At 60.0% G+C, this 25,214-nt stretch carries 21 protein-coding genes; 12 read left to right on the top strand and 9 right to left on the bottom strand.

The window, feature by feature from the left end; all coding sequences use genetic code 11:
* From Q9295_RS14715 to Q9295_RS14695, 5 genes are all read left to right on the top strand, one after another.
* Positions 1 to 349 (top strand): adenylyl-sulfate kinase (locus tag Q9295_RS14715; RefSeq protein ID WP_306681332.1); only part of this gene is annotated, 349 nt, incomplete at its 5' end.
* 13 nt (positions 350 to 362) lie between these two features.
* A complete protein-coding gene (locus tag Q9295_RS14710; RefSeq protein WP_306681331.1) occupies positions 363 to 1,115 on the top strand; it encodes a sulfotransferase-like domain-containing protein in 753 nt (250 codons plus the stop codon).
* Between the two features lie 159 nt (positions 1,116 to 1,274).
* Positions 1,275 to 2,237 (top strand): ABC transporter substrate-binding protein, encoded by a 963-nt coding sequence (locus Q9295_RS14705; protein WP_306681330.1) that lies wholly within the window; start codon positions 1,275 to 1,277, stop codon positions 2,235 to 2,237.
* A gap of 58 nt (positions 2,238 to 2,295) precedes the next feature.
* A complete protein-coding gene (locus Q9295_RS14700; protein ID WP_306681329.1) occupies positions 2,296 to 3,354 on the top strand; it encodes a quaternary amine ABC transporter ATP-binding protein in 1,059 nt (352 codons plus the stop codon).
* Entirely contained in the window at positions 3,351 to 4,862 is a 1,512-nt protein-coding gene (locus tag Q9295_RS14695) for an ABC transporter permease (RefSeq protein ID WP_306681328.1), read from the top strand. Before Q9295_RS14700 ends, Q9295_RS14695 begins: the two co-directional genes overlap by 4 nt.
* Positions 4,863 to 4,972: 110 nt before the next feature.
* Here Q9295_RS14695 and Q9295_RS14690 read toward each other — a convergent pair whose 3' ends face one another.
* The 8 genes from Q9295_RS14690 to Q9295_RS14655 all read right to left on the bottom strand — a co-directional run bounded on the left by Q9295_RS14690 (position 4,973) and on the right by Q9295_RS14655 (position 14,534).
* Complete coding sequence (locus tag Q9295_RS14690) at positions 4,973 to 7,015, bottom strand: dynamin family protein (RefSeq protein ID WP_306681327.1); 2,043 nt, start codon at positions 7,013 to 7,015, stop codon at positions 4,973 to 4,975.
* Positions 7,016 to 7,191: 176 nt separating this feature from the next.
* Positions 7,192 to 7,806: a TetR family transcriptional regulator C-terminal domain-containing protein gene (locus Q9295_RS14685; protein ID WP_306681326.1), complete on the bottom strand. Its 615-nt coding sequence runs from the start codon at positions 7,804 to 7,806 to the stop codon at positions 7,192 to 7,194.
* Positions 7,807 to 7,859: 53 nt separating this feature from the next.
* A complete protein-coding gene (locus Q9295_RS14680; protein WP_306681325.1) occupies positions 7,860 to 9,428 on the bottom strand; it encodes an ABC transporter substrate-binding protein in 1,569 nt (522 codons plus the stop codon).
* Positions 9,429 to 9,461: 33 nt separating this feature from the next.
* The gene (locus Q9295_RS14675; RefSeq protein ID WP_306681324.1) at positions 9,462 to 10,442 is read right to left on the bottom strand and encodes an oligopeptide/dipeptide ABC transporter ATP-binding protein; all 981 of its coding nucleotides are present in this window, start codon (positions 10,440 to 10,442) and stop codon (positions 9,462 to 9,464) included.
* Positions 10,439 to 11,386 carry an ABC transporter ATP-binding protein gene (locus Q9295_RS14670; RefSeq protein WP_306681323.1) on the bottom strand — a complete coding sequence of 316 codons (948 nt, stop codon included), beginning with the start codon at positions 11,384 to 11,386 and terminating at the stop codon, positions 10,439 to 10,441. Before Q9295_RS14670 ends, Q9295_RS14675 begins: the two co-directional genes overlap by 4 nt.
* Entirely contained in the window at positions 11,383 to 12,264 is an 882-nt protein-coding gene (locus Q9295_RS14665; RefSeq protein ID WP_306681322.1) for an ABC transporter permease, read from the bottom strand. Before Q9295_RS14665 ends, Q9295_RS14670 begins: the two co-directional genes overlap by 4 nt.
* Positions 12,248 to 13,198 (bottom strand): ABC transporter permease, encoded by a 951-nt coding sequence (locus Q9295_RS14660; RefSeq protein ID WP_306681321.1) that lies wholly within the window; start codon positions 13,196 to 13,198, stop codon positions 12,248 to 12,250. Before Q9295_RS14660 ends, Q9295_RS14665 begins: the two co-directional genes overlap by 17 nt.
* Positions 13,199 to 13,616: 418 nt before the next feature.
* Entirely contained in the window at positions 13,617 to 14,534 is a 918-nt protein-coding gene (locus Q9295_RS14655) for a LysR family transcriptional regulator (RefSeq protein ID WP_306681320.1), read from the bottom strand.
* A 530-nt stretch (positions 14,535 to 15,064) separates the two neighbouring features.
* Between Q9295_RS14655 and Q9295_RS14650 the strand changes: the two genes are divergently transcribed.
* The 5 genes from Q9295_RS14650 (at position 15,065) to Q9295_RS14630 (ending at position 21,667) form a co-directional block, all read left to right on the top strand.
* On the top strand, positions 15,065 to 16,768 hold the full coding sequence (locus Q9295_RS14650) for an ABC transporter substrate-binding protein (protein ID WP_306681318.1): 1,704 nt from the start codon (positions 15,065 to 15,067) through the stop codon (positions 16,766 to 16,768).
* Between the two features lie 124 nt (positions 16,769 to 16,892).
* Positions 16,893 to 17,813 (top strand): ABC transporter permease, encoded by a 921-nt coding sequence (locus tag Q9295_RS14645; RefSeq protein WP_306681317.1) that lies wholly within the window; start codon positions 16,893 to 16,895, stop codon positions 17,811 to 17,813.
* On the top strand, positions 17,810 to 18,826 hold the full coding sequence (locus Q9295_RS14640; RefSeq protein ID WP_306681316.1) for an ABC transporter permease: 1,017 nt from the start codon (positions 17,810 to 17,812) through the stop codon (positions 18,824 to 18,826). Before Q9295_RS14645 ends, Q9295_RS14640 begins: the two co-directional genes overlap by 4 nt.
* 16 nt (positions 18,827 to 18,842) lie before the next feature.
* On the top strand, positions 18,843 to 20,903 hold the full coding sequence (locus Q9295_RS14635) for a dipeptide ABC transporter ATP-binding protein (RefSeq protein WP_306681338.1): 2,061 nt from the start codon (positions 18,843 to 18,845) through the stop codon (positions 20,901 to 20,903).
* Between the two features lie 59 nt (positions 20,904 to 20,962).
* Positions 20,963 to 21,667, top strand: coding sequence for a glutamine amidotransferase-related protein (locus Q9295_RS14630; RefSeq protein WP_306681315.1), 705 nt, complete (start codon positions 20,963 to 20,965; stop codon positions 21,665 to 21,667).
* A gap of 168 nt (positions 21,668 to 21,835) precedes the next feature.
* Here Q9295_RS14630 and Q9295_RS14625 read toward each other — a convergent pair whose 3' ends face one another.
* Positions 21,836 to 22,894: a hypothetical protein gene (locus Q9295_RS14625; protein ID WP_306681314.1), complete on the bottom strand. Its 1,059-nt coding sequence runs from the start codon at positions 22,892 to 22,894 to the stop codon at positions 21,836 to 21,838.
* 490 nt (positions 22,895 to 23,384) lie between these two features.
* On the opposite strand from Q9295_RS14625, the gene Q9295_RS14620 reads away from it, so the two are divergent.
* Together Q9295_RS14620 and Q9295_RS14615 are read left to right on the top strand one after the other, a co-directional pair.
* Positions 23,385 to 24,371, top strand: a complete 987-nt coding sequence (locus tag Q9295_RS14620) for an NAD(P)H-dependent flavin oxidoreductase (RefSeq protein WP_306681313.1) — start codon at positions 23,385 to 23,387, stop codon at positions 24,369 to 24,371.
* A gap of 13 nt (positions 24,372 to 24,384) precedes the next feature.
* Positions 24,385 to 25,158 carry an enoyl-CoA hydratase/isomerase family protein gene (locus Q9295_RS14615; RefSeq protein WP_306681312.1) on the top strand — a complete coding sequence of 258 codons (774 nt, stop codon included), beginning with the start codon at positions 24,385 to 24,387 and terminating at the stop codon, positions 25,156 to 25,158.
* Positions 25,159 to 25,214 lie beyond the last annotated feature (56 nt).

Here is a 25,214-nt window from a genome sequence, read left to right as displayed (position 1 = left end):
GATCGGCTATGTCGCCTCCGAGATCACCAAGAACGGCGGCATCGCGATCTGCGCGCCGATCGCGCCCTATACCGCGACCCGCCGCGCCGTGCGTGAGATGATCGAATCCTTCGGCGCCTTCGTCGAGGTCCACGTTGCCACCTCAATCGAGGAATGCGAGCGCCGCGACCGCAAGGGCCTTTATAAGCTCGCCCGCGAAGGCAAGATCAAAGAGTTCACCGGTATTTCAGATCCTTATGAGACGCCAGAGAACCCTGAAATCATGGTCAAAACCGAAGGTGCCGACGTGGACGCCTGCGCCCATCAGGTCATTCTGAGACTGGAAAACATGGGCCTGATCAAGGTCTGAGGAGGAAACCGAGATGAACAAGATCTATGCCCTCTGGTCGCATCCTCGTTCGATGTCGACCGCGATGGAGCGCGTTATGCGTGAGCGTGGCGATCTGGACTGTGCGCATGAACCCTTCATGTATGACTACTATGTCCATCGTGGCATCAGGGTCATGCCGCATTTTGACGTGCGCCCCGATCATCCCGTCGCTTATCAGGCCATCCGAGATCACCTGCTGGAGCGGTCTGAAAAAGGCCCGGTCTTTTTCAAAGACATGTCCTATTATGTCATGCCGCATATCCTTGAGGATGCGGCCTTTGCCGGGCGCTTGGTCAATAGCTTCTTGATCCGCGACCCGGTGGCTTCGATCACCTCTTACTTTAAATTGGATCCTGAGGTGACGTTGGACGAGGTGGGCCTTGAAGCGCAGTGGAACCATTACTCGGCGCTAAAAGCCGCTGGCGGCAACCCGGTGGTCATCCGTGCCGAGGCGGTGCGGGCCGATACGCGTGCGGCAATGGCAAGCTATTGGGAGAAGGTTGGCTTGCCCTTCTCGGAAGCTGCCTTTGAATGGCAAAGCGAAAAGCCTAAAGACTGGGATCAGGTTGGCGGTTGGCATGGCGATGTCAGCTCATCCAACGGGATCCGACCGATCAGTGAGGATGAGATCCGCAAGACCCGCGAGAATTTTGACAAGCTGGCCGAAGCGCATCCGAAGATGCGCGCCTATCTTGATCACCATCAGGTCTTTTATGACCGGCTGAGCGCGGAAGCTTTGATTTAACGAACGGACAACGGGGGCGGCGATTGCTGCCCCCTGATTGCGCGGGCCGTGCGCCTCTCTACTCAGGATTAGATTTACTAATTCTGGCATCTCCAGTGTTGCAATATGTAACGGATTTTCAATCAATGCCTGCAGCATCGCTGATAGGGGAGATCCGGGATGAGCTGCAACTTGAAGACTTTGGCCTTTCTTTCGCTGGCCGTTACAACGCCAATGGCCGCGCAAGCCGCTGATGTTGTGATCCCGGACCCCAATTACATCTCAGGCCGCACCACGGCTTTTGCCGTTAAAGCGGTGATCGAAGAGGCTCTGGGCCTTGAGGTGGAGATGATCACCACCACCGCAGTGCCGGTCATCTTTGAAGCAATGGCGCGCGGCAATGGTGAGATTGATATCTGGACCGAGACTTGGTTGCCGAACCAATCGGGGATGACCACCAAATACGTCGATGAAGAAAAGACCGTCTCAATGTCTGAGAAGTCTTTTGAGGCGCTTAACGGATATTGCGTCACCAAAGTCGTGGCGGAAGAGCATGGCATCACATCGGTCTTCGATTTGGCCAACCCCGATAACGCGGCCCTTTTTGACAGCAATGGGGACGGTAAGGGCGAGATTTGGATCGGCCCGCAAGGCTGGCAATCGACCAATACCGAAACCGTACGCGCCCGCGACTACGGCTTTGCCGATTTCTTTGAACTGCAATCCACCGACGAAGCCGTGGCAACCGCTGGTTTGGACCGGGCGGCAAAGGCCAATAAGCCTTGGGTCGGCTATTGCTATGGCCCGCACCAGAATTTCGCCATGTATGACATCGTTATGCTGGAAGAGCCGGCGCATGACCCGGCGAATTTCGTGATGGTGCAGCCGGCGGAAGATCCCGATTGGATGGCAAAATCTCGCGTCGCTTCGGCCTATGCAGATACGACGGTGCATATCAGCTGGTCGTCGTCGCTGTCTGAGCGTCAGCCAGAGCTGGTGAAGCTGCTGCAAAACATCCAGCTCACCGCCGAGGATGTGAACGCCTGGTCTTTGGCTGTGGTGAATGGCGAAGAGCCGGCAGCGGTCACCGCAGCTTGGGTCAAAGCGAACCCTGAGCTGATTGCCAGCTGGATGGCCGAATAAGCTAAGGTTTTGCCTGTGGTAACGTGCCTTCCATCTAACGCCTTGAGAAATTAGCAGAATGGATACGAGCGACGAGCCGGTTATCGCGTTCAAAGGTGTTTGGAAGGTCTTTGGAGACCGTGCGGAGGAGGCGCTTCAAGCCGCCACGCAGGGTCTGCCGAAGTCCGAGATCTTGCGCCAATTCGGGGCGGTGGTTGGCGTGTCAAACGCCAACCTCTCGATCCACCGAGGGGAGATCTTCTGTGTGATGGGGCTTTCGGGCTCTGGCAAATCCACATTGCTGCGCCATATTAACCGGCTTTTGGAGCCGAGTGCCGGTCAGGTCATCGTTGAGGGGCAGGATATTCTGGCCCGAAGTGATGCTGAACTGCGTGAAATCCGAGCCACGCGCATCGGCATGGTGTTTCAGAACTTCGGCCTTTTGCCGCATCGCACTGTGCGCGAAAACGTCTCGCTCCCGCTTGAGATCCAAGGGCGCTCACTGAAGACGCGTTACGAGCTTGCCGAGGCCGCTTTGGCGCGGGTCGATCTGACCGGCTGGGGCGATAGGTTGCCCTCAAGTCTTTCGGGCGGGATGCAGCAGCGCGTGGGCCTTGCCCGAGCTTTGGCCGCTGATCCGCCAATCTTGTTGATGGATGAGCCCTTCTCGGCGCTGGATCCGTTGATCCGCCGGCAGCTGCAGGATCTCTTTTTGTCCTTGGCGCGGGATATGGGCAAAACAACGGTCTTCGTGACGCATGACCTTGAAGAAGCGATCCGCATTGGCACCCGCATCGCCATCATGAAGGATGGAGAGGTCATCCAGATCGGCACGCCGGTGGAAATCGTCATGCAGCCAGCAGATGATTATGTGGCTGAGTTTATCGCAAATATTTCGCGGCTGAACGTCGTGCAGGCGCAAGGGATCATGGAGGATCCGCAAATCTACCAGGCGCGGATGGGGACGCCGCTGGATCTGTCTGTGCTGCGGGTGGCACGCCCAGAGATGACGCTGTCTGAGCTGATCGACCTCAGCACGGCGTCTGAGCTGCCGCTGGCGGTGCAAGCCGAGGGTCAGATTGTCGGGCTGATTGATCATAAGCGCCTGCTGCATGCAGTGAAGGGGAGGGGGGCATGACCAGCACAGCCCCGAAGGATGCCAGCTATGATGCCTTGGTGGCCGCGTTCACTGGGCGCCCGGGCGGCCCTTACGCGCGGGTCTTTGAACGGATCGCCGAGACGACGGGTTTTGCGGTTGTCTTCAATGCTTGGGCGGCGCTGCTCGGTCCGATCTGGTTGGCGGCAAGGGCGTTATGGGGGGCATTTTGGATTGCCTTCTTGATCGAGATGTTTGGGGGTGTCTTGGTCGGGGTCGGCCTTTTTGGAGACCTTGGCGGCGCGACGATCCAACGGGCCGAGCGGCTGACGCTGCAAGCGACCGAGCGGCTGGCCGCAGCCGAGGCGGCGATTGCCGAAGGCAACAGCCTTGGTCAAAGCATGAAACGCTCGGCCGATGCGATTGCGGCCTCGGCCGCTAAGGCGAATGCCGAAGCGGACATCGAGCGGGCAAAAGCGCCGCAGTTCATTCTGGCGGGCATGGCCTTGATCCTTGGCGTTCATGCCTGCTGTGGGGCATTTGCAAATGCAGTTTTCGCGCGAAGGTTCCGCGCTTGGCGGGCCAATCCTACCTTGGCACATGGCCTTTCGCTGCCGCGCCTGGCCTTTGCAGTGCTGCTGCCGATGGTCTGCTTGCCCTTGGCGGTCTACCGCTTCGCTGCCGCAACCCCGCCCGCTTGGCTTCAGGCCTTCCCGGCCGATCTAGAGCTGCGCAACCAAATCTCGCGCAGCATTGACTGGGCCGTGGCCGCGTTGGCCGAGAGCTTTGGCACAGTGTTTTTAGGGGTGACGCAAGCGATCAGCGCTTTGCTAAACCTGTTGGAGATCTGCCTTGTCGTGACGCCTTGGCCGATCGTGATGATGACGATCCTTGCGATTGCTTGGCAAGTTTCCGGGCGTAGGGTGGCAATTTTCTCGGCTGCGGCACTGGCCTATCTGGCGGTGCTTGGCTTTTGGGAAAAGAGCATGGCGACGGTGGCCCTTTTGGGGACCGCGGCGGCGCTGTGCGTGGCTCTGGGCATCCCGATCGGCATTTGGTGCGGTCGCAGTCCGCGCGCCTATGCGATCTTGCGGCCGGTGTTGGATTTCATGCAGACAATGCCCGCTTTCGTCTATCTGATCCCGGTGATCGCATTCTTCGGCATCGGCAAGCCTCCGGGGATCATCGCCACGCTGATCTTTGGCATGCCGCCGGTGATCCGCCTTACGGCGCTGGGGATTGCCGGTGTGCCCGCCTCGGTGCGCGAGGCCGCCACCGCCTTTGGTGCCTCGGGGCGGTTCTTGCTCTTCAAGGTTGATCTGCCGCTTGCCATGCCGTCGATCATGACCGGCGTGAACCAAACGCTGCTGATGTGTCTGTCGATGGTGGTGATCGCTTCGCTGATCGGGGCCAAGGGCTTGGGCGAAGACGTGCTGTCGGCGCTGCAATATGCCGCCGTTGGCCAAGGCATCCTTGCAGGACTGGCCATCCTTATGTGCGCCGTGGTGCTTGACCGCATCGTGCAAGGCAAACGATCGGACGGAAACTAGCGCGGTACCATCGCGCTCATGCCAAGATTGCCCATGTGCACCATCTCGGGGCCGGACGTATTGCGATGCGCCAGCCAGATCGCGTCAAAGGCTTTGGGGTATCAACGAGCTTAGACGGCGATCCGCGTTTGGAAATGCCGCAGCTCTTGGCGCAGTTCCTCTAATGCCTGCTGGCGGGCAAGCGCCTTTTGTGGCGGGCTCGCGGGCCCCATCGCCTCGCCCCGCGCAATGGAGAGGGCATAGGCCTCTTGCTCATCCATGAAGGCCAGCAAACTTGCCGTCATCGCTTCGGTCATCTGGCGGACGGCGACGATCAGCTCTTCCACGATGGAGCCGACCTCTGTCTCGACAAGGCTTTGATACTCGCGCGCCAAGCCTCGGCTGTTGATATGTGCTGCCATCCAAGCCTTCCAGCGCGTGGTTTGCAGATCAACAATAATGGTGCGCCCCAAAGCCACGGGCGGTGGCGCGGCAGGGGCGGTTGGAGATTGCAGCTGCATCTCGGCCGCAGCCTCACCCAGCATTTGGCCAAAGAGATCCGTGATCGCCAGCGTAGTGCCGTCGCTGATCTCTTGGAAAACCGTCCGCATCTCATTGATGAAGCTGACATAAGCGGTGCGCAGGCGCATCCGCAGATGGATCGGATCGCAGGCTTCGACCCCGGCGCGCCCTTGCTCTTTGGCACGGTCGAGCAAATCTTGCACCGTCCGGCTGACGTAATCGGCGCTGCATTGCTGCGCTCTGGCCTCAAACCGTGGCAACTGAGATTGAACATGGGCCTCAAGATGGCTCTCAACGCCGCGGCGCAGATTGGCAAGCTTGGTCCGGGCCTCTGCTTCGGTCAGCTTCGAGGTCGATGCCTCAGTCGTGGCAAGCTGGCGGGTGTGGGTGGCCGCGATCAGATTGCCTAGCTTTCTGGCACTTCGGTCCAGAAGCTCGGCTCCAGAGGTCTCGGCCACGATCTCGCTGATCGCCTCAAGAAGCTCGGGCACGCCGCAATGCTGCCAACTGCGCAAGGTGAAATCGGCGCTGGATTCGCCGCAATCTGAGGCGAAATTCGACAAAGCGTTCAAGGCGTCGGTGGAATCCTCGGACAAAAGCTCGGGGTTTCCAGCCAAAGCCGCCTCGGCCCAGTGGGCGCTGCCGAATAGGATATGCCCAATGTCGTCAATGCCTTGCGCGCGAAGCGTGCGGCTGAGTGAGGATCGGATCTCAGCGATATCTCGCTCCGGGTCGGCCAATTCGTCAATGCGGTTCACAAAGACGATCACCCGGCTGCCTTCCAAAGCGGTCAGCAACTGGACCAGTGCAAGATCGACCGTGTTCATTGCTTGCGCCGCCGACAGCACAAGGACGCAGATAGAGGCCGTGCTCATGCTGCGCAGAGTGACCTGTTCGCGCATCAAGAAGGGATCGTTGACGCCGGGCGTATCTTGCAGCGACAAGCCAATCGGATAGCCCGCCGTCTCAAGGTAAATCTCGGCCGAGCGGGTGATGTCGGCAAAGCGACCTTGCTGCGCGGCCATATCGCTTTCGCTGTATTGGTCGCCAAGGCAAACGTAGCGTTCGATCAGTTGCTGGTTGAATTCATCATATTTGTGACGGTTGCCCAGAAGCAGTTCGAAGTTGCGTCCCAGCCGCTCGCGCGACTTGCGGTACATGCCTTCGATTTGCTCGCGGATTTGTGACAGCTCATCATCAGCTCCGGCCCGCCGGGCCAGAGTGCCAAGCCGTCCGCCGTCGTGGATCAACTCTTCCCATTCGTTTTGGTCGAAAAAGGCAAATTCGGCGCGAACATTGCGCGGCCGCACGGTGTTGAGGTGCAGCGTGGTGACAGCCGAGGTCCAAGGGTTCACATCCGAAGGCAGCAATCGCGGGCTTCCCGCAAGCGTGCTCACCAGCGCCGTTTTGCCCGACTTCACCTGTCCGACAAAGGTGACCGGCGCGGCAAATCCCTCTAACTCTGATTTCAAATCAGCTATTTGTGCGTCAAAGCCACTGGGCAACAGCTCTGCCAGCTGGTCTGCGATCTTGCCAAGATTGTCATAACGGCTGCGCAAAACGGCCAAGCGGCGCGTCGCTTCCGCAAATAGTCTTTGCGTGCCGAAACCTTCGACTTGCTGTGACGAATCTGCGCAAATGTAGTCCCGCATAACATCCAGCCCTTTGCCAGTAATCATCAACCGCATGGAAACGGTCGCAGTATTAACCGGCAAACTAGTGATGAACAAGAAACAGAAATGGGCGAGTCAATCCGGGCATAAATATGGCGAAGCCGTGGCGGATGTCTGGCGCGGGCGGGCCGGTCAGCTGGCCGACAGGCTTGGGGTTACATCTTGGCCAATGGACCTAGGAACTCTTCCAAGAAATCATAGCAGGCAAGGCGGGCGGCCTCTCGAGAGAGCATTGTTGGATCAATCGCTTGCTCAAGCCACAGACCATCGATCAGCGCGACAAAGAGGACCGCGATCGTCTGGGCATTCACCTGAACACCGCGGGATTGGGCGCATTCCTCGACCGCTTGCGCCACGAGCTTCAAGAAATCTTGATAGCGTTTTCGATGCACCGCCTGAAGCTCAGGGTTCACCGCGATCTGGCCCCAAAGCGCAAGCCAGATCCGCAGGTTGTCGGGATTGAACACATCTTGCGAGAAGTTCATCTCGACCAGTTCAACCAAGCTGGGCGAGGATCCGTAGGCAGAGGTCACGCCCGTGGTGAACCGGTCATACATCGCGGAATAGCAGGCCGCGAGAAAAGCATCCTTTGAGCCAAAGTGATGCGTCAGAAGACCGCGCGAGACATTGGCCTCGGCACAGATCCGATCAAAGTTGAACCCTGCGATGCCCCATTTGGCCAAACAGGACAGTCCCGCCTCAATCAACATGGCGGCGCGTGTTTCGCTGGAGTAGCGGCGATAGCGGGGGGAGGTGGGTTTACTGGTCATACTGCAAAGGAGGGGAGCCGATCACATAGAACGGCTACCCCGAGACCTGTGGTTTAGCCAGCGGTAAAGCGCGTGGGGTCAGGATGTCCGTCCGCCAAGATCACTGGCTTCAATCCGCTGTCATGGATCGCCAGATAGGGCTCAAAGCAAATGAAGATGAACCCGCCGGAGGCCTCCATCAGATCCTCCATCTTGTTGAACATCTCTTTGCGCTTGGCGCTGTCGGCCTCGGTCAGGGCTTTTTGGTAAAGCTCTTCATATTCGGGGCTGTCGAAGGACGACCAATTGTAAACGCCGATCTGATCTGGCCGGAACCAGACAAGATTTTCGGTCGGCTCAATGCCTCCGGCAAAGTTCATCAGCACAAGTTCGATCGACTTATACTGATCGCCGGCCGTCTTATCGCCAAGCGCCCAATAGGCCGCATCCTCGACCGGTTGGATTTCGATCGTGATCCCGGCTTCGGACAGGCTGGCTTGGATGATCTGGGCGGTGGAGAGTGAGTTCTGGTCGGTGAGGCAGTAAAGCTGCAGCGTCAGCCCTTCGGCCCCGGCTTCGGCCAAAAGCGCCTGCGCCTTTTCGACATCGCGCTGATCATAAATGTTCTTCGCGCGCGCATAGTTGGCGCCGGTCTGGATCACCCCGGTCGCACGGCTGGTCAAGCCGTTGTAGACGCCCTCGAGCACCGCTTCGCCGTCATAGGCCAGCTGAATCGCGCGGCGGATGCGTTCGTCTTGCAGTTGCGGCGCTTGGAGGTTGATCGTGAGCCAAGCATAGCGTGTCGACGGCGCTTCGATCAAAGCGCTGTTGGCGGGCGGATTGGCGGTCACGCCAGCGAAATCGGCAACGGCGATGCGGGTGAAGTCGAAGGCATCCGCCTCCCAAGCCAAAAGCGCGGCTTGATCGTCGCTGACGATGTAGAATTCCACCGTGTCAAAGGCAGGCGCTTCCAACGGCCAATCTGGGTTGCGCTTAAGGGTGATCTTGGCGTTTTGCTCCCATGTATCAAAGAGATAGGGGCCGCATTGCGCGGGAAACTCAGTGCCGAACTGGCCGCCGGCGGCCTCGGTCGCCGCTTTGCATACGATATGACCGCCGTAATAGGGCAGGGCGATCACTTCGAAGGGCCGGAAGGGCTCGCTTAAGTGCAGCACGCCCGAGCGTTCGTCCGTGACTTCGACATGGTCCAGCTTTTCAAACTGATAGGCCCATGCGCTGTCCGAGCCCGCGAGCCGCTCAAAGGAGAATTTCACATCCTCGGCGGTGACAGGGCCGTGGTCGCCGGACCATTTCAGCCCCTCATGCAAGGTGAAAGCCAAAGTCGTCGGGCTGGTCCATTCATATTGGGCCGCGGCATAGGGGATCACCTCGGTCCCTTCGCGCATATCGGGCAAGCGGACCAAGGTCACGGTACAGCAGCGCTGCAAGATGTCATCGATCTCGCCAACCATTGAATAGGGGTCGATCGATTGGAAATCGGCACTGACCCGCAGGCGCAGGGTCTTGCCATCTTGCGCCCAAGCAAGATTTGGCAAGCCGGTGGTCATTGCGGCGATAAAGGCGCCGCCGGCTTTCAGCAGGCTGCGCCGATCCGTGTTCCAGCGTGGCGTTGCGGCTTTCATTATTGGTCTCCCCTCCTTGCGTTGATCTTGGTCTTACCCGGCGAGATGACAACGCACAGACCTGCCGGGGGCGATCTGGCGCAGCGACGGACGTGTTTGATGGCAAATGACTTCGGCGATGGGGCAGCGGCTGTGGAACTCACAACCGCTTGGCCGCCTCAGAAGGCTTGGGATTTCGCCTTTGATCGCAAGCTCTTGACGACGGCGACGCGGGTCTGGATCAGGCTCTGAGGCGATCAGACTGGCGGTATAGGGATGGGCAGGGGCGCGGAATACCTCGCGCGTGGGGCCGCTTTCGACCAGCCGGCCGAGATACAAAATGCCAATCCGGTCCGAGGTATGGCGGATCACCGCAAGGTTATGGGTGATGATTAAAAAGCTGATGCCGCGCTGCTCTTTCAGATCTGCCAGCAGGTTTAGAATTTCCCCTTGGACCGAGACATCCAAGCCCGCTGTCGGCTCATCAGCGATGACAAAGGCGGGCTCCAAAGCCAAGGCGCGGGCGGTGCAAACGCGGCGCGCTTGCCCGCCGGACAGCTCATGCGGATAACGCTGCGCCATTTCGGGGGGCAAGCCGACCTGCGCAAGCAAAGCACGGGCGGTAGCGGCGCGGTCTGCGGGGCGGGGGCCGTGGATGATGAAGGGCTCTGTCACCAGATCGCCGACGCGCATCCGCGGCGAAAGCGAGGCGATGGGATCTTGAAACATCATCGCCGTCGCGCGGCGCAGTTGCGCCATGTTGCCGGGCGTAAGCTCTTGGCCGTTCATGGAAAGTTTGCCCGAGGAGATCGGCAAAAGCCCCAACATGGCGCGCGCAAGGGTCGTTTTGCCAGAGCCACTTTCGCCCACAAGACCCAGTGTCTCACCACGTTCGACCTGCAGTGAGATGTCGTCTAGGATGTTCAGCACACGCCGGTCGCTGCGTTGAAGCAGTGCCAGCGGCCCGCCCGGCAGCACCATGTCCAGACGCAGGTTTTCAACCACATAAAGCGGGGGCTTAGCGGGCGCTGTCATTCTGCGATCCGGTGACAGAGGGCGGCTTGGGTCGGGCTCAGGCGCTTTCGTGGCGGCGGTTCGGCGCAGATGGCGGCGGCCTTAACGCAGCGGCTGGCAAAGGCGCAGCCGCGCGGCGGGTTGGTTAGGTCGGGCAGACGGCCCGGTATGGTGGGCAGGCGCTGATCGGTGACCTCAAGATGCATCGGATCACAGGCGATGAGTGCGGCCGTATAGGGATGGCGGGGACTGTGGTAGATCTCATCCACCGTGCCCTCTTCGACCACTTCGCCCGCATACATGACATAGACCCGGTCGCAGAGTTCCCCAACCACTCCAAGGTGATGGGTGACGATCACGATCGCCCCGTGGTGATGCGCGCGCAATTGGCGGAAGAGATGGATGATCTGCGCCTCCATCGTCACATCCAGCGCCGTTGTCGGTTCATCGGCGATCAAAAGGTCGGGCGAGACCAGCAGTGCCGCAGCGATCGAGGCCCTTTGGCGCATGCCCCCCGACAGTTCATGCATATAGCGTTTCAGTGCCAGATCCGGATCTGGCAGGCCGACACTGGCCAGCATGTCTCGGGCTTTTGCGCGCTTTTCCTTGCGCGAAAGGTGGCTGCGATGCTGAAAGTCGATCAGCTGATCGCCCAATGTCAGGACCGGGTTAAAGGCCGTCATCGGATCTTGGAAAATCATGGCCACGCGGTCTCCGCGCAAAGCCCTGCGGCTTGCGGCGGAGGCTGCAACCATCTCTTGCCCCGCGATCTTGATGCTGCCGCTCAGCGCAGCCCCCTCGGCCGGAAGCCCGATCAGAGCGGAAGCAAGGGTGGATTTGCCGCAGCCAGATTCTCCAACAATGCCAATCACTTCTCCCGCGCGCGCCTGCAGGTTCGCGCCGCGCAAAGCATGCAGTTTGCCATAAGAGAGGCGCAGATCCGTGACCTCAAGCAGCTCGGTCATGGCAGCCTCTTTTGCAACTTGGGGTCCAAAGCATCGCGCAGCCCTTCGCCTAGGAAGGTAAAGCCAAGGGTGGCCAAGATCAGCGGGATGCCAGCGGCGATCACCAAGCTGGGCTGCTGGCGCAACGAGGTATATCCGTCGTAAAGCATGTTGCCCCAGGACGGCTCGGGCGGCTTGACCCCAAGGTTGAGGTAAGACAGCCCCGCCTCAAGCATGATGACGACCGGTACATCCATCGACAGGACAATGACCAAGGGCCCCACGACATTGGGCAGCAGGTGCACCAAAAGAATGCGCGGCAGGCTTGCGCCCATCACCCGCTCGGCCTGAATGAAGTCGGCGTTTTTCAGCGTTAGGACTTGGGCCCGGATCAGCCGCGCATAGCCTGGGATTGAGACGAGAACGATGACCAGCATCAGCGTTTGAGTGCCCGGACCAAGCACCGTGATCACCGCCAAGGCAAACATGATCATCGGCAGAGACGAAAGCGAGTCCAGCAAAAGGACCAAGATGCCGTCGATCCAGCGTGGCCCGTAGCCCGCGATCAATCCAAGGATCATGCCGATAACCCCCGCCAATCCGGTCGCGGTCAGCGCAATCCAAAGCGCATTGCGCGTGCCCAAGATCAGCCGTGAGAGCGTATCGCGGCCCAAGTGATCGGTGCCTGCCCAATGCTCCCAACTGGGTGCCAAGAGCTTGGCCTTCACGTTGATTTTCAAAGGATCATAGGGCGCGATCCAAGGGGCGATGATTGCAATAGCCAGCAAGAACAGCACGATGAAGGCGCCAGCCGCGCCCATCCGATCAGCCATAAGGCGCCGCAAAGATGCGGGCAGGGGCAGGGTTTTGCGGGGCAGGGGGTCAGCTGCGGAAGACATCGCGCACCCTTGGATCAAGCCAAGCCATCAAAAGATCCGCCGCCGTCACGACGAAAAGGTAAAAGGTGGTCATGAACAGCACCGTGCCCATCACCAAAGGGTAGTTCCGCTTGGCCACGGCCGAGGTGATCAGCGACCCCACGCCGGGGCGCGAGAACACTGTCTCGACAAATACCGCCGAGGAAAGGATGGAGCCAAAGCCCACCGCTAAGATCGCAATCGTCGGGATGATCGCCACGCGCAAAGCGCAGCGCAGCACGATCCGCGGCTCTGAAAGTCCAAAGGCGCGGGCGGTGCGAATGTAATTGGCCCCCATGACCTCAAGCATCGAGGCCCGCACCAAACGCGCCAGATACCCCACCCAAGTGATCCCGATGGCAAAGGCCGGCAACAAAGCGGCCGCCAGTTGGCTGGACCAATCGCCGGGCTTGCCGGCGCCGATCGCCGGCAACCAGTTGAGCCAGACTGCAAAGATCAGCAGCGAGTAAAGCGCGATGACGAAAGGCGGCACCGCAATCATCGAAACCGATAAGACGCCCAAGAGCGTATCAATCGCCGTGCCGCGCCAAACAACGGCAAGACAGCCAAGCACGATGCCAAGCACAATGGCCCAGCCAAGCGACAGAATGCCAAGGAAAAGCGTGTTTGGCAAAACCTCTAGGATCTGATCCAAAACGGGGCGCTTTGACCAGACATCATAGCCCAGATCTCCGCGCAAAGCGTTGGAGAAAAAGTTGAGAATCTGGGTGGTTAAGGGCTGATCCAACCCCATGCGCGCCGTCAGTTCCGCCTTCAACTCGGGCGTTGCCCTTGGTCCAAGCGCCAATGAGGCCGGATCGCCCGGCACCAAAAAGACCATCGCATACATCGCCGACATCACGATGAGCAGGACCATGATCGCAAGGCCGATCCGCTTCACGGTGTATGTTAACATGCGCGTCCGAGCCCCAAGTTTTGCAAGATGGCGGCGGCGATTGGGCTGGCGGGCCCCTTCGTCTTTGGCGCTTTGGCGCACGCCTTAAGGCGGATTGGCACAGCAGGGGCAGCGCGATGACGCGATACCCGCGCGCAGGCGCGGTCGGAGAGCGCAGTCAGGGTTAAACGGCGATCACTCATAACGAGCTGCACGGACAACAAGTGCAGGATCTGGCGGCGTATTGCGCTCATGAGCATGAGAATCCTCTTGTTGTACGAAACTGCAACAAATGACCTGATCGAGCAAACCTTTTTCGATGCGTGCCAATTCAGCGCCCGGATCGGGCGTTGAGCGAGAGTTGGACGGAACGGTTGCAGGAGGCTGCGACGCAGCGGGTGTCAGGGACGGGCCGCGTCTTCGGGCAGGGCTGCTGCGCTTACGCGCTGGCTTGCTCTGTCCCGTCGGGGCTTCCCATCATGACCAGCCAATCGCGCAGCGTGGCGATGTGGCTGCCGCGGGAGAGGGGGTTCGACGTCAGGTAATACCCCCATGAGCTTGGCGCCGATAGCGTCGGGATCGGTTCGACCAGCAGACCGCGGCTCAGATAGACGCGCGCGGTAGAGCGCTGTGTCACAACAAGGCCCGCACCCTCAACGGCCCATTCGAGCGCGATGTTTGTGGCGTTCGTCGTCAACCTTGCGACCTTGCCCACCTCATCCATGCCAATCGCCTGCGCAACGGCATGTTCGTTATCCTGCCGGCCCATCACCGTGATCCAGCCGATGCCAGCAAGATCTTGGGCGGTAGGCGATGGAGGCAATCTGGCGGCCAAAACCGGTGAGCACAGCAAGATCAGCTCGTCAGCCCACAACCGCGATGAGCCTTTGGGGGCGGCATCGAAACGGTTCACCGTGATCGAAATATCCGCCTGATTTTCAAAGGGGGCGTCCCACATCGTGCCGTGCAGCACGACATCGATATCTTTGTGCAGATCGCCAAAGCGCACCAAAAGCGCCGCAAGCCAGTTTTCGGCAAGGCTGATCGGGCAGCTGACCACGACCTTGCGCCGGTGCGTCCCGGCCAAAATAGCCTCAGTCGCGCGATCTATTTCCCCTAAAGATTGCCGCAAGGTGGGCAAAAACGCCTCGCCCATCTCAGTCAGACGCACGCTTCTTGGATAGCGAATGAAGAGCTGCCAGCCGACATAATGCTCTAAGGCGCGGATGTGATTAGAGATTGCGGCCTGCGTGTAGCCCAGCTCTTCGGCCGCCAGCGTGAAGCTCAGATTGCGGGCAGCGCTTTCGAAAGAGCGGATGTAGTTCAATGGAAGCGGCTGTTTTGTGGGCTTCTTCATCGGCGTTCAACTTAGGGCCAGAGCTGTGCGCCGACTTGCCTGCATGATGCCCAAAAAATCATCACACAGCTGGCAAGCCTGCACTTGGGTCAGGGACCCTTTCAATTGGGCAACAGCGCCCATGTTTTGCGAAATCGCTCGTTCGTTGGGGGCGGTGGGTAAAATCACGGCATGGATAAATTTTTCGAGGTCATAGAGGCCATATTAATTGCTTGAGGGCAAGGGGCAGAATGTAAAAAAGGTAAGCGGAGCCCCGGGTCAGTCACGGTCAGGGGTAGGGGGTGTTGAATGGGCAAGGTGAAGGTCTTATGGCCGGCGCCTGACCTGTGGGACGTTATTAAGTAGACAGAAAGTTTATGAGATATGGGAGAGGTGCTGTGGGCGCAACCGATCACCTCTCATCGCAAGTGACCGTTAAAGGTCTTTGATGGTGATCGCTGCGCGTCTGCAAAGCGCTGCGAAACCGCAAGATCTGATCGGACCTATGCATAAAAATAACCAAGCAATACATCCGTGATGGGAGAGCTTAGATGATGAACTGGGAGAAGAGCGGCCTTGTGCAGTCGCTTAAGGGACAGGTTGATGCGGGTACGATGAGCCGCCGCCAGTTCTTGCGGCTGGCCACGACGGTCGGTGTGACCTTGTCGGCTGCGAGCGTGATGATGGGGCTGCCGGGCGAAGCGCAAGCGCAGACCAGCAACCTGCCGTTCCCGCCCAGTGACCCGGCAGCGGTCAAAGGCGGCACCTTCCGCGTTGGCCTGCGTGTCGCCAAGCTGGATGATCCGGCCACCTATTCGTGGAACGATATGGCCAATGCCAGCCGTCCGGTCATCGAGCATCTGACGCTGGTCGGCTCAGACAATATCGTGCGCCCGATGCTGCTGGAATCCTGGGAAGCCTCGGACGATCTGAAGACTTGGACGCTCTATCTGCGCAAAGGCGTGATGTGGCACAACGGTGACGAATTCACCGCCGAGGATGTGGTCTTCAACATCCTCAAATGGGCAGATTCCAAGACCGGCTCGTCCAACATCGGCCTGTCGACCTTCAGCGCCTTGACGGTTGAGACGGGCGAGACCGATGCCAAAGGCAAAGCCGTTCGGGTTCCGAATACTGAAGGCGTTGAGATCGTTGACAGCCACACGGTCCGTCTGCACCTGTCGCGCCCGGTTCTGTCGGTGCCGCAAGACTTTGCGGAATATCCGACCCTGATCGTGCATCGCAATTTCGTGGCTCCGTTCTCGGCTCAGCCGATCGGCACTGGCCCCTTCACGATGGTCGAGCATGAGGTCGGCAAACGCGCGATCTTGAAGCGCGTGACCGAGATGACCAATGGCCAGCCCTTCCAATATTGGGGTGGTGAGATCTATCTCGACGAGATCCATCTTTACCATTTCGAGAGCGAAAACGAGCTGAGCGCCTTGGCCTCGGGCACCATCGATGCGGTCTCGGATCTGCCGAGCGATCAGATGGCATTCGCGCAATCGCTGGACAATGTGGTGATCGACTCGGTTGCCTCGGCTGCGACCCTGACCTGCCGTATGCAAATCGATCGCGCGCCCTTTGATGATATCCGGATCCGTCAGGCGATCATCAAATCGGTCGACAACACGCTGATCCAACAGCTGGTTTATCCCGAGGGCGGTTTGCCGGCCGAGAACCACCACGTCTCGCCGGTCCACCCCGAATACTTCCCGCTGCCGCCTTTGGTGCGCGACGTGGAAGGCGCTAAGAAGCTGCTGGCTGAAGCGGGCCACCCCGATGGCATCCAGCTGACCATCGATTGCGGCAATGCCGGCGGTCCGTGGGAGCAAGCAGTTTGCGAAGCGATCCGGGATCAGGTGAAAGATGCCGGGATCGATTTGGCGGTCAACGTCATCCCGACCTCGCGCTACTGGGAAATCTGGACCGAGACGCTGTTCGGCGCGACCAACTGGGCACACCGCTCGCTGGCGACGATGACGCTGGGTCTGGCTTACCGTTCGGGCGTTCCGTGGAACGAGTCGCACTTTGCCAGCGCCGAGTTCGACGCTGCTTTGGCCGATGCTGAAGCCACCGTAGATGTCGAAGCCCGCCGCGTGAAGATGGAGGCGGTGCAACGCATCCTGCAAGAGGCTGGCGTGATGCTGCAAGTCCTGTGGCAGCCGGTTTACCGCACCTTTGGCAAGAATGTGCATGGCTACCACGCCCATCCGGCGCGCCAGCTGCACCTGACCAAGGTTTGGCTGAGCTAACTTGCCAAGCTGATCGCTTCTGGCCGGGCCACCTCGTGGTCCGGCCAGAATGCATTCAACGAAAAGCGCGCGGCGCACGAAGGTTTATGCGGTGAGAAAACTGATCTTTAGGCGCCTCTTGCAGATGGCGTTGCTTATGGCGACCGTGTCGCTGTTACTCTTTGCCATCTTTGACTCGGATCAGTTCCGCAAACAGATCGCCGTAGCCGAACTGGGCGGCTTCGGTGTCGCAGCTCTGTCCGAGGCCGATTATACCGACTGGATCGCCAAGCGTGGCCTCGATGCGCCGTTCCTTGAGCGTTATGTCTCGTGGGTCGGGCAGGTCTTCCAAGGCAACCTTGGCCATTCGTTGGAATATAACATGCCGGTGTCGAGCCTTTTGGCGGACCGGCTGACCTCGACCGGGATTTTGGCCTTCTTCTTCTTCCTTGCGATGGTACCGATCGCCTTCACCTTGGGGATCGTGGCGGGCATCAAAGAGGGCGGGCTGCTGGACCGGATCATCTCGATCGGCTCGGTCGTCTCGACCTCGATCCCGCAGATCGCCACCGCCGTGCTTTTGACCGTGTTCCTAAGCCTTGGCTTGGGCTGGCTGCCGTCGAAATCGGCTATGGTCGCTGGTTTTTCGATGAAAGAGCTGGTGCTGCCGATCTTGACCTTGCTGATTTATGACGTCGGCTATGTGGCGCGGATGACGCGCGCTTCGATGATCGAGGTGATGTCGTCCAACTACATCCGCACCGCGACGCTAAAGGGGTTGTCCTCGGCCAAAGTGATCCTGCGCCATGCTGTGCGCAACGCTTTGATCGTCCCGGTGACCTTGGTCTTCTTGCAGCTGAACTGGCTGCTCTCGCATATCGTCGTTGTCGAAGTTTTCTTCCAATACAATGGCTTTGGCCAGATGCTCTACAACGCCGCCATGTATGGCGACATCGAGGTCCTTCAGGCCGCTGCTTTGACCGCCTCGATGGTCGCAGTCGTGTCGCAACTTTTGTCCGACATCGCTTATGCGCTGCTTAACCCCCGCCTGAGGGAGGTCAAATGAGCCACTCCATTTCTTTGCAAAAGACCCGCGGAGCTGGTCTGTCGCGTCTTCAGCTTGTTCTGGGCCTGATGGGCTTCATTTGGCTGTCGCTTTGCGTTTATGTCATCTTCCCCGATGCCTTTGGGGCCTATCAAAGTTACATCACGCTGCCCGCGGCGGCGGCGGTGGTGGCGGTCTATGTCTTGATGTTCCAGATGTGGCGCGGCTCGCGGATTGCGATCGTCGGCCTCTCGCTGGTCAGCTTTTGGATCATGGTCTCGGTGCTGGTGCCCGCACTGCCGCTGATTGACCCCAACAAACCGATTGCACCTTTCCTGTCGCCGGGCAGCAGCAAAGACGGTCTGACCTTCTGGCTGGGCACCGATATGCGGGGCAGGGATATTCTGTCGCGCGCGCTTTGGGGCAGCCAACGGATTCTCGTCTGGGGGATCACCAGCACCGCCTCGGCCTATTTCGTCGGCATCTCGCTGGGCTTGATGGCGGGCTATCTGCGCGGCTGGTGGGATGAGGTCTTCTCTTACCTCACCAACGTGCTGCTCAGCTTCCCGGTGATGGTGTTGCTGATCTTGATGCTGAACTACCTTGGTCAAAGCCCGTTCAACGTGATCTTGGCGATCACCTGCTCTTCGGCGCCTTCGATCATGCGCATCGTGCGCGGCCTCGCCCTGCAAGAGCGGTCGCGTGACTATGTGCATGCCGCGCAAGTGCGTGGGGAATCCGCGCTTTGGATCATGGTGATGGAGATCGTGCCGAACATTCGCGGCCCGCTCATCGTCGATGCCTGCCTGCGGTTGGGATATACCACCGTGGCCATCACCACGCTCACCTTCCTTGGCCTTGGCTTGCAGCCGCCGGATCCCGATTGGGGCCTGATGATCCGCGAGGCGACCAGCTCGGCCATGGTGTGGAAATTCGCCTATATGCTGATCATCCCGTCGTTGTCGATCACCACGCTGATCTTGGGCTTCAATCTGATCGCAGATGGCCTGCGCGAACTGAGCTTGCGGGACTAAGTATATGACAAATACTATGAATTCAGGCGAAGTTATCTCGGCTGGGACGGCTGGTAAAGGCCAAGTCCCGGTCCTAGAATGCCGCGATCTGTGCATCTCCTACCGCACCCGTGCGGGTGAGGTGCCAGCCGTCATCAACTTCAATATGCGCCTGATGGCTGGTGAGGCGCATGGCTTGGTGGGCGAGTCCGGTTGCGGCAAATCCACCGTGGCTTTGGGGATCATGCGCTATCTTGGGCGCAATGGTTTCATCAAATCTGGTGACATCTTGCTCAATGGCCGCAGCATCGTCTCGATGACCGAGGATGAGCTGGCGCAGGTGCGTGGCGGTGATATCGCCATGATCTACCAAGAGCCGATGGCCTCGTTGAACCCGACCATGCGGATCGGCGAGCAACTGGCCGAAGTGCCGATGCTCCGCGAGGGGCTGGGCCGTAAGGCAGCCATGGCGGTGGTCGAGAAGATCTTGGCCAAGGTCCGGCTGCCCGATGTGGCACGGGTGGTCAAAGCCTTCCCGCATGAGCTTTCGGGCGGTCAGCAGCAGCGCGTTGTGATCGCGATGGCCCTTTTGGCCAATCCAAAGGTTCTGCTTTTGGATGAGCCGACGACCGCGCTGGATGTGACGGTTGAGGCTGGGATTGTTGAACTGGTCCAAGAGCTTGCGGCCGAGTTCAACACCGCGATGGTCTATATCTCGCACAATCTGGGGCTGATCCTTGAGACCTGCGAAAGCATCACCGTGATGTATTCGGGCGAGGCGATCGAGACTGGTCCTGTCGCCGAAGTGCTGCGCGAGGTGCGCCACCCCTATACCAAGGGGCTAATCAACTCGATCCCGCGCATTGATGTCAGCCGCTATGAACGCCCGCTGACCACGATTGCTGGCCAGTTGCCGCTGCCTTCGGCGCGGCCACAGGGCTGCTTCTTCGGCCCGCGTTGCTCTAACTTTGTTGCCGGGACTTGCGATCAGGCGCATGTGCAGATGGTGCCGATCACGGCAACCCATGCCAGCCGCTGCCAACGGGTCGCCGAGATCGACTGGGAGCGCCCGGCCGAAGAGGGCAAGCTGCGCCAAAAGGCAGAACCGGGTGAGGTTCTGTTGGACATCAAGAACCTGACCAAGACCTATGGCAAGGTCAAAGCCAATAACAACATCTCGGTCGAAGCCCGGCGCGGCGAGACCGTGGCTGTGGTTGGCGAAAGCGGCTGTGGCAAATCGACCTTGGCCAAGGTGATCTTGGGGCTGGAAAGCGCCAGCAGCGGCGCGGTCGAGTTGGGCGGCAAGGATATCGGCAAAACGCCGGTCACCAAGCGCGACCGCGAGACGGTGCGCAATCTGCAAATGGTGTTCCAGAACCCCTTTGACACCCTAAACCCCAGCCAGACCATCGGTTTCCAAATCGGCCGGGTGCTGCGCAAACTGGGCGGCATCAAGGATGAGGCCGAGGTGCAGCGCAAGGTGCTGGAACTCCTCGATACCGTTAAACTGCCGCGCGATTTCGTCTTCCGGCGGCCGCGTCAGCTGTCGGGCGGGCAAAAGCAACGCATCGGCATCGCCCGCGCCATCGCCGGAGAGCCAACGGTGGTGATCGCCGATGAACCGGTCTCGGCTTTGGACGTGTCGGTGCAGGCTGCGGTCAGCGAGCTTCTTTTGGACATCCAAGAAGAGAAGGGCACCACCTTCTTCTTCATCAGCCATGATCTGTCGGTGGTGCGCTACCTCTCGGACCGGGTGGTGGTGATGTATCTGGGCCAGATCGTCGAGCAGGGGCCAACGGAAGATGTCTTCCAGCCGCCCTATCACCCCTATACCGAAGCTTTGCTCTCCTCGGTGCCGATCTCGGACCCGTCGATCGTCAAGCGCAAGGTGGTGGTCTCGGCCGATGTGCCCTCGCCAAGTGAGCCGCCGCCGGGCTGCCCGTTCTCGACCCGTTGCCCCTATGCGATCAAAGGGGTCTGCGACAAAGATCAGCCGCAGGCCAAGACCTTTGCCAATGGCCACCAGATCGCCTGTCATCTCTCGGCCGAAACCCTCTTGGCCATGCAACCGATCATTCTGGATCAAAAAGCGTCTTAAGCCCTTAGGGGCTGGCGCATTTTCTCACACTTCGTCTTAGGAACTTGGAAGACCATCCGATGACCAAAAAGCTTATCCTTCTGCGCCACGGCTTTGATCCGGCTGATGATCGCGTCGTCACCTATGCCACGATGAACGGTTTTGAGCCGATCATCTTGCGCCCCTTTGCCGGGGATAAAATCCCGCCGATGTCGGATGATATCGTGGGCTCGGTGATCTATGGCGGCCCGTTCTGCGTCTTTGACGAGGCCGACCATCCCTTCTTGCTGGATGAGGCGAACTGGATCCAGCAATGTCTGGACGCCGACATCCCGCTCTTGGGCATTTGCCAAGGCGCGCAGCAGATTGCCCGGCTGAAAGGCGCAAAAGTCGGCCCGCCGGAAAGCGGTATGCATGAATTTGGCTATTACCCGATCACCGCGACGGAAGAGGGCAAGGACTTCTTGCCTGAAACCATCCATGTGGCCGAGCTGCACTACCATACGTTCGAGATCCCCGAAGGTGCGGTGCATCTCGCCTCAAGCGCGCTTTATCCCAATCAGGCCTTCCGTATTGGCGAGAAGGTCTATGGCTTCCAGTTCCACCCCGAATGCACCATTGAGGGCTTCCGGCGGTGGCAGGAGACGCGCCAGCATCGCTACGCCGAGCCGGGCGTTCAATCACGCGCCGAGCAGGACGCTTTGATGATGCAGGCCGATGCTGAGCAGGCCAAGTGGTTCTATGCCTTCTTGGCCAAGCTCTTTCCGGCGCAATCGCCAGCTTAAGAGAAGCTACGTTGATAAGCGATTGTTAGAAATAAACATTCAGCCCCAGCATCTGCCGGGGCTGAACTGTTTTCGGGCAAGGACTGCCGCAAAAGCGTGAGAGACCAAAGGGGGCGCGCCATTCAAGGCGCATTTCGCGGGTCTTCTGCAGTCCTTGGACCTGCGAGGTTAGAGCCGATAGCTCAAACCGCCCCAGACCCGGCCCTCGTCGCGGTGGCGCCCGCCGCGCACGGCCGACGAGACGGCTGCGGCACCGGAGACCAGAGCGGCAGCCGCCAGCAGGAAGGCTGTCAGGATCGCGCTTTTGCGGGCGGTCTCGGCGGCGGCGATGGCGGCCTCTTCGGCCTCTTTCGCCAGACGCTCGGCTTCGGCTTTCGCTTCGGCAACGGCGGCTTCGGCTTGGGCGCGTGCCTCTTGCACCGTGGTGATGGCCTGCTCAACCCGCGCTTCAACCTCTGCCTCGCTTTGGCCGGTGCGACGGGCAACAGCCGAGACGAGGAAGGCGCGATCTTCCTCCGAAATCTCGCCGGTGCGCATCACATTGCCCAAGACGATGCCGCTTTGACGGGCCAGCTCGGCATCATCCATCGAGGGCGTGCCCGGCGAGGTGGTGCCATCGGCCTGCTGAACGCCTTGGCGCATCGCATCAGCCTCGGGGCGCATCATGGTGCTGTTGACGTAATCCATCAGCCCTTCGCTGGCATCGTCTGGCACGGCAGCGCCCACGGCTTGCGCCACACCTTGGACGGCGCCGCCGACCACAGAGCCCGCACCTTGCGCCACAGCGCCCACGGCCGACCCTGCCGCCGAGACCGCTTTGCCCGCGGTCGAAGCCGCGCCGCTTAGCGCGCTTGCGGCCATCCATGCCGTCAAGAGCATGCCCAAGCCCCAAACGACAAGACCGTTGATCCCGTCGCGGGCCGCCACCTCATCAGGATTGGCATCATCCAGCCGCCGGCGCATCCGCCCCGCTATATAGCCGCCCGCCATGTAGCTGATGACAAGCGAGATCACCAACCAGAGCGCCGTGACGATAAGCAGAAGGTTGAATGATCCTTCGCCCGGCTCCGCTGAGATGGTCGAAAGCCCCAATGCCGCACCGAAGGTGGTGAAAAGGCCACCAATCGCGGCGGCGACAATGGCACCGCCCAGCACGGCAGGAATGTCGATATAGCTGCCAGAGAGCGGCCGCTGCGGCGTGCCGCTGATCATGTCGGAACGTTCCATGTCTCCTCCTTCCTAGCGCAGGCCGATGAGGGAAAGGACGGCAAGGACAACGACCACGAGGCCAACGAGATAGATGATACTGTTCATGAAATTTTCCCACGCAATTTCGCCGATGAAGGCGGTGAACTCTTTAGGCTGACGCAGGCGTGGCACGGCATGGCCGTTGGCGCCGCATGCTTAGGGATACGCCTCAGCCGGGTTTGGGTTCCTCTCGCGTTGAACTGAAGCCGCAGGAGCCAAACGACGGTTGCCGATCAAGACCAAGGGTTATTGGTTTGGGCGACCGCCTCAGGGCACATGTTCGGTGAAAAGTTCTATCTCGATCAGCGCAAATCCGGACAGGGGCTTGTGCTGCGCCGCTCAGAAATCTGCATCCGCTTATAGCGCCGTTCTTTCCGCGCCCGGCTTGAGGCCTGAAATATCAAGGTGCTAAATGCAGGCAGCGCCCGCTTGGGCGCAGCCTCGACGACGCCTATCAGGAGCCTTCACCATGTCGATCCCCCGCCAGTTCCATCGCCGGTTGGCTTTGCCCGTGATCGCGGCGCCGATGTTCTTGGTCTCAGGCCCGGAACTTGTGGTGGCGCAGTGCAAGGCGGGGATCATCGGATCGTTCCCCTCGCTCAACGCGCGCCCCGAGGCCGAGCTGCAGGTTTGGCTTGATCAGATCAAAGCAGAGTTGGCGGCCCATGACGCGGCTCATCCTGACCGGCCCGCAGCGCCCTATGCGGTCAACCTTATTGCCAATAAGACCAATACAAGGTTGGAGCATGACGCGCAGGTTTGCGTCGACAATAAGGTGCCACTTCTGCTGACCTCGATCTCGCCTCCGGGCGATCTGGTGAAAGCAGCGCACAGCTATGGCGGCCTTGTCTTTCACGATGTGACGACGCGACGCCATGCCGAGAAGGCGATCGAGCAGGGCGTCGACGGTTTGGTCTTGGTTGCGGCTGGCGCAGGCGGGCACGCCGGCACCGCCAATCCCTTTGCGCTTTATGCCGAAGTGCGCCGGATCTTTGACGGCCCCATCGTGCTGGCGGGCGCCCTTAGCACCGGCGGCGCCATTCACGCCGCCCTTAGCCTTGGCGCCGATATGGTCTATATGGGCACCCGTTTCATCGCCGCCGCCGAAAGCCGCGCGCCGCAGGATTATCGTCAGATGATCTTGGACGGGGCTTTGAAGGATGTCGTCTACACGCCCTATTTCTCGGGCCTGCCTGCGAATTATCTGGCGCAAAGTATCCTTGCTGCGGGGCTTGATCTTGATGAGGTCGCCACCGCCAGCCGCGACAAGGATCGCTATCAGGCCACGGGCCGTCCGAAAGCTTGGAAAGACATTCGCGGGGCAGGGCAAGGTATTGGCCTGATTGATAAAGTTCAGCCCGTGGCCGAGATCACGGCACAGCTTGCGCAAGAGTGGCAAGAGGCCGAAAAGGCCTCGGATGCGGCGCGGCAAGCGCGCGGGATTTGGCTGAGATAAGGGAGCGATCGCTATGGGATTTCATCTGGACAAGTTTGACGGCATCGGGCGGATCACCTTGGACACGCCCGGCCGCAAGAATGCCCTCTCGCCGCAGGATCGCTACGATCTGGCCGAGGTGGTCCGCGGGCTGCGCCATGACGCCGAGGTGAGGGTGGTGCTGTTCTGCGGCGCCAATGGCGATTTTTGCACCGGTGCCGATGTCTCGCATATGGGAGGGGCTGAGACTGCCTCGACCCGGACGCGGATGCAGCGCGGGGTTGGGGCGATTGCGCGGGAGCTTGCGGCGCTGGAAAAGCCGGTGGTCAGCGCGGTGCGCGGGCTGGCGGTGGGCTTTGGCTGGTCGATCCCTCTGGCATCGGACATTGTGATTGCGTCCGAGACCGCGCGCTTTGCGATGATCTTTGCCAAGCGCGGGCTCGCCCCCGATGGCGGCGCGGTGCATCACTTGGTGCGCCACATCGGCCATATGCGGGCCAAGGAACTGGCCTTCTCGGCCCGGATTTTGGGCGCGGCCGAGGCTTTTGAGATGGGGCTTTTGTCGAAATTGGTGCCCGACGACCAACTGGACGCCGAAGCCGAGGCCTATTGCCGCCATCTGTTGACGATGCCGACTCTGGCCTTGGGCATGACGCGGCATCTTTTTGAAGTTGCCACGGGTACCGATCTTGAGACCTTTTTGGACATCGAAGCCTATGTGCAATCGGCACTGAATGAGACTTCGGATTATAAAGAGGCGGTAAAGGCCTTCCAAGAAAAGCGGCCCGGCGTCTATACGGGCAGCTGACCTAGCGATCTTGAACAAGGCCGCGGGCGGGCTCTTCTGCCCCGTCGGCGGCTTGT

It is taken from the genome of Pseudogemmobacter lacusdianii (genome assembly GCF_030848395.1).
In the GTDB taxonomy this organism is placed as follows: domain Bacteria; phylum Pseudomonadota; class Alphaproteobacteria; order Rhodobacterales; family Rhodobacteraceae; genus Pseudogemmobacter; species Pseudogemmobacter lacusdianii.
The sequence above is the reverse complement of the archived record's forward strand: the minus strand, read 5'-3'. Positions and strand labels throughout refer to the sequence as shown.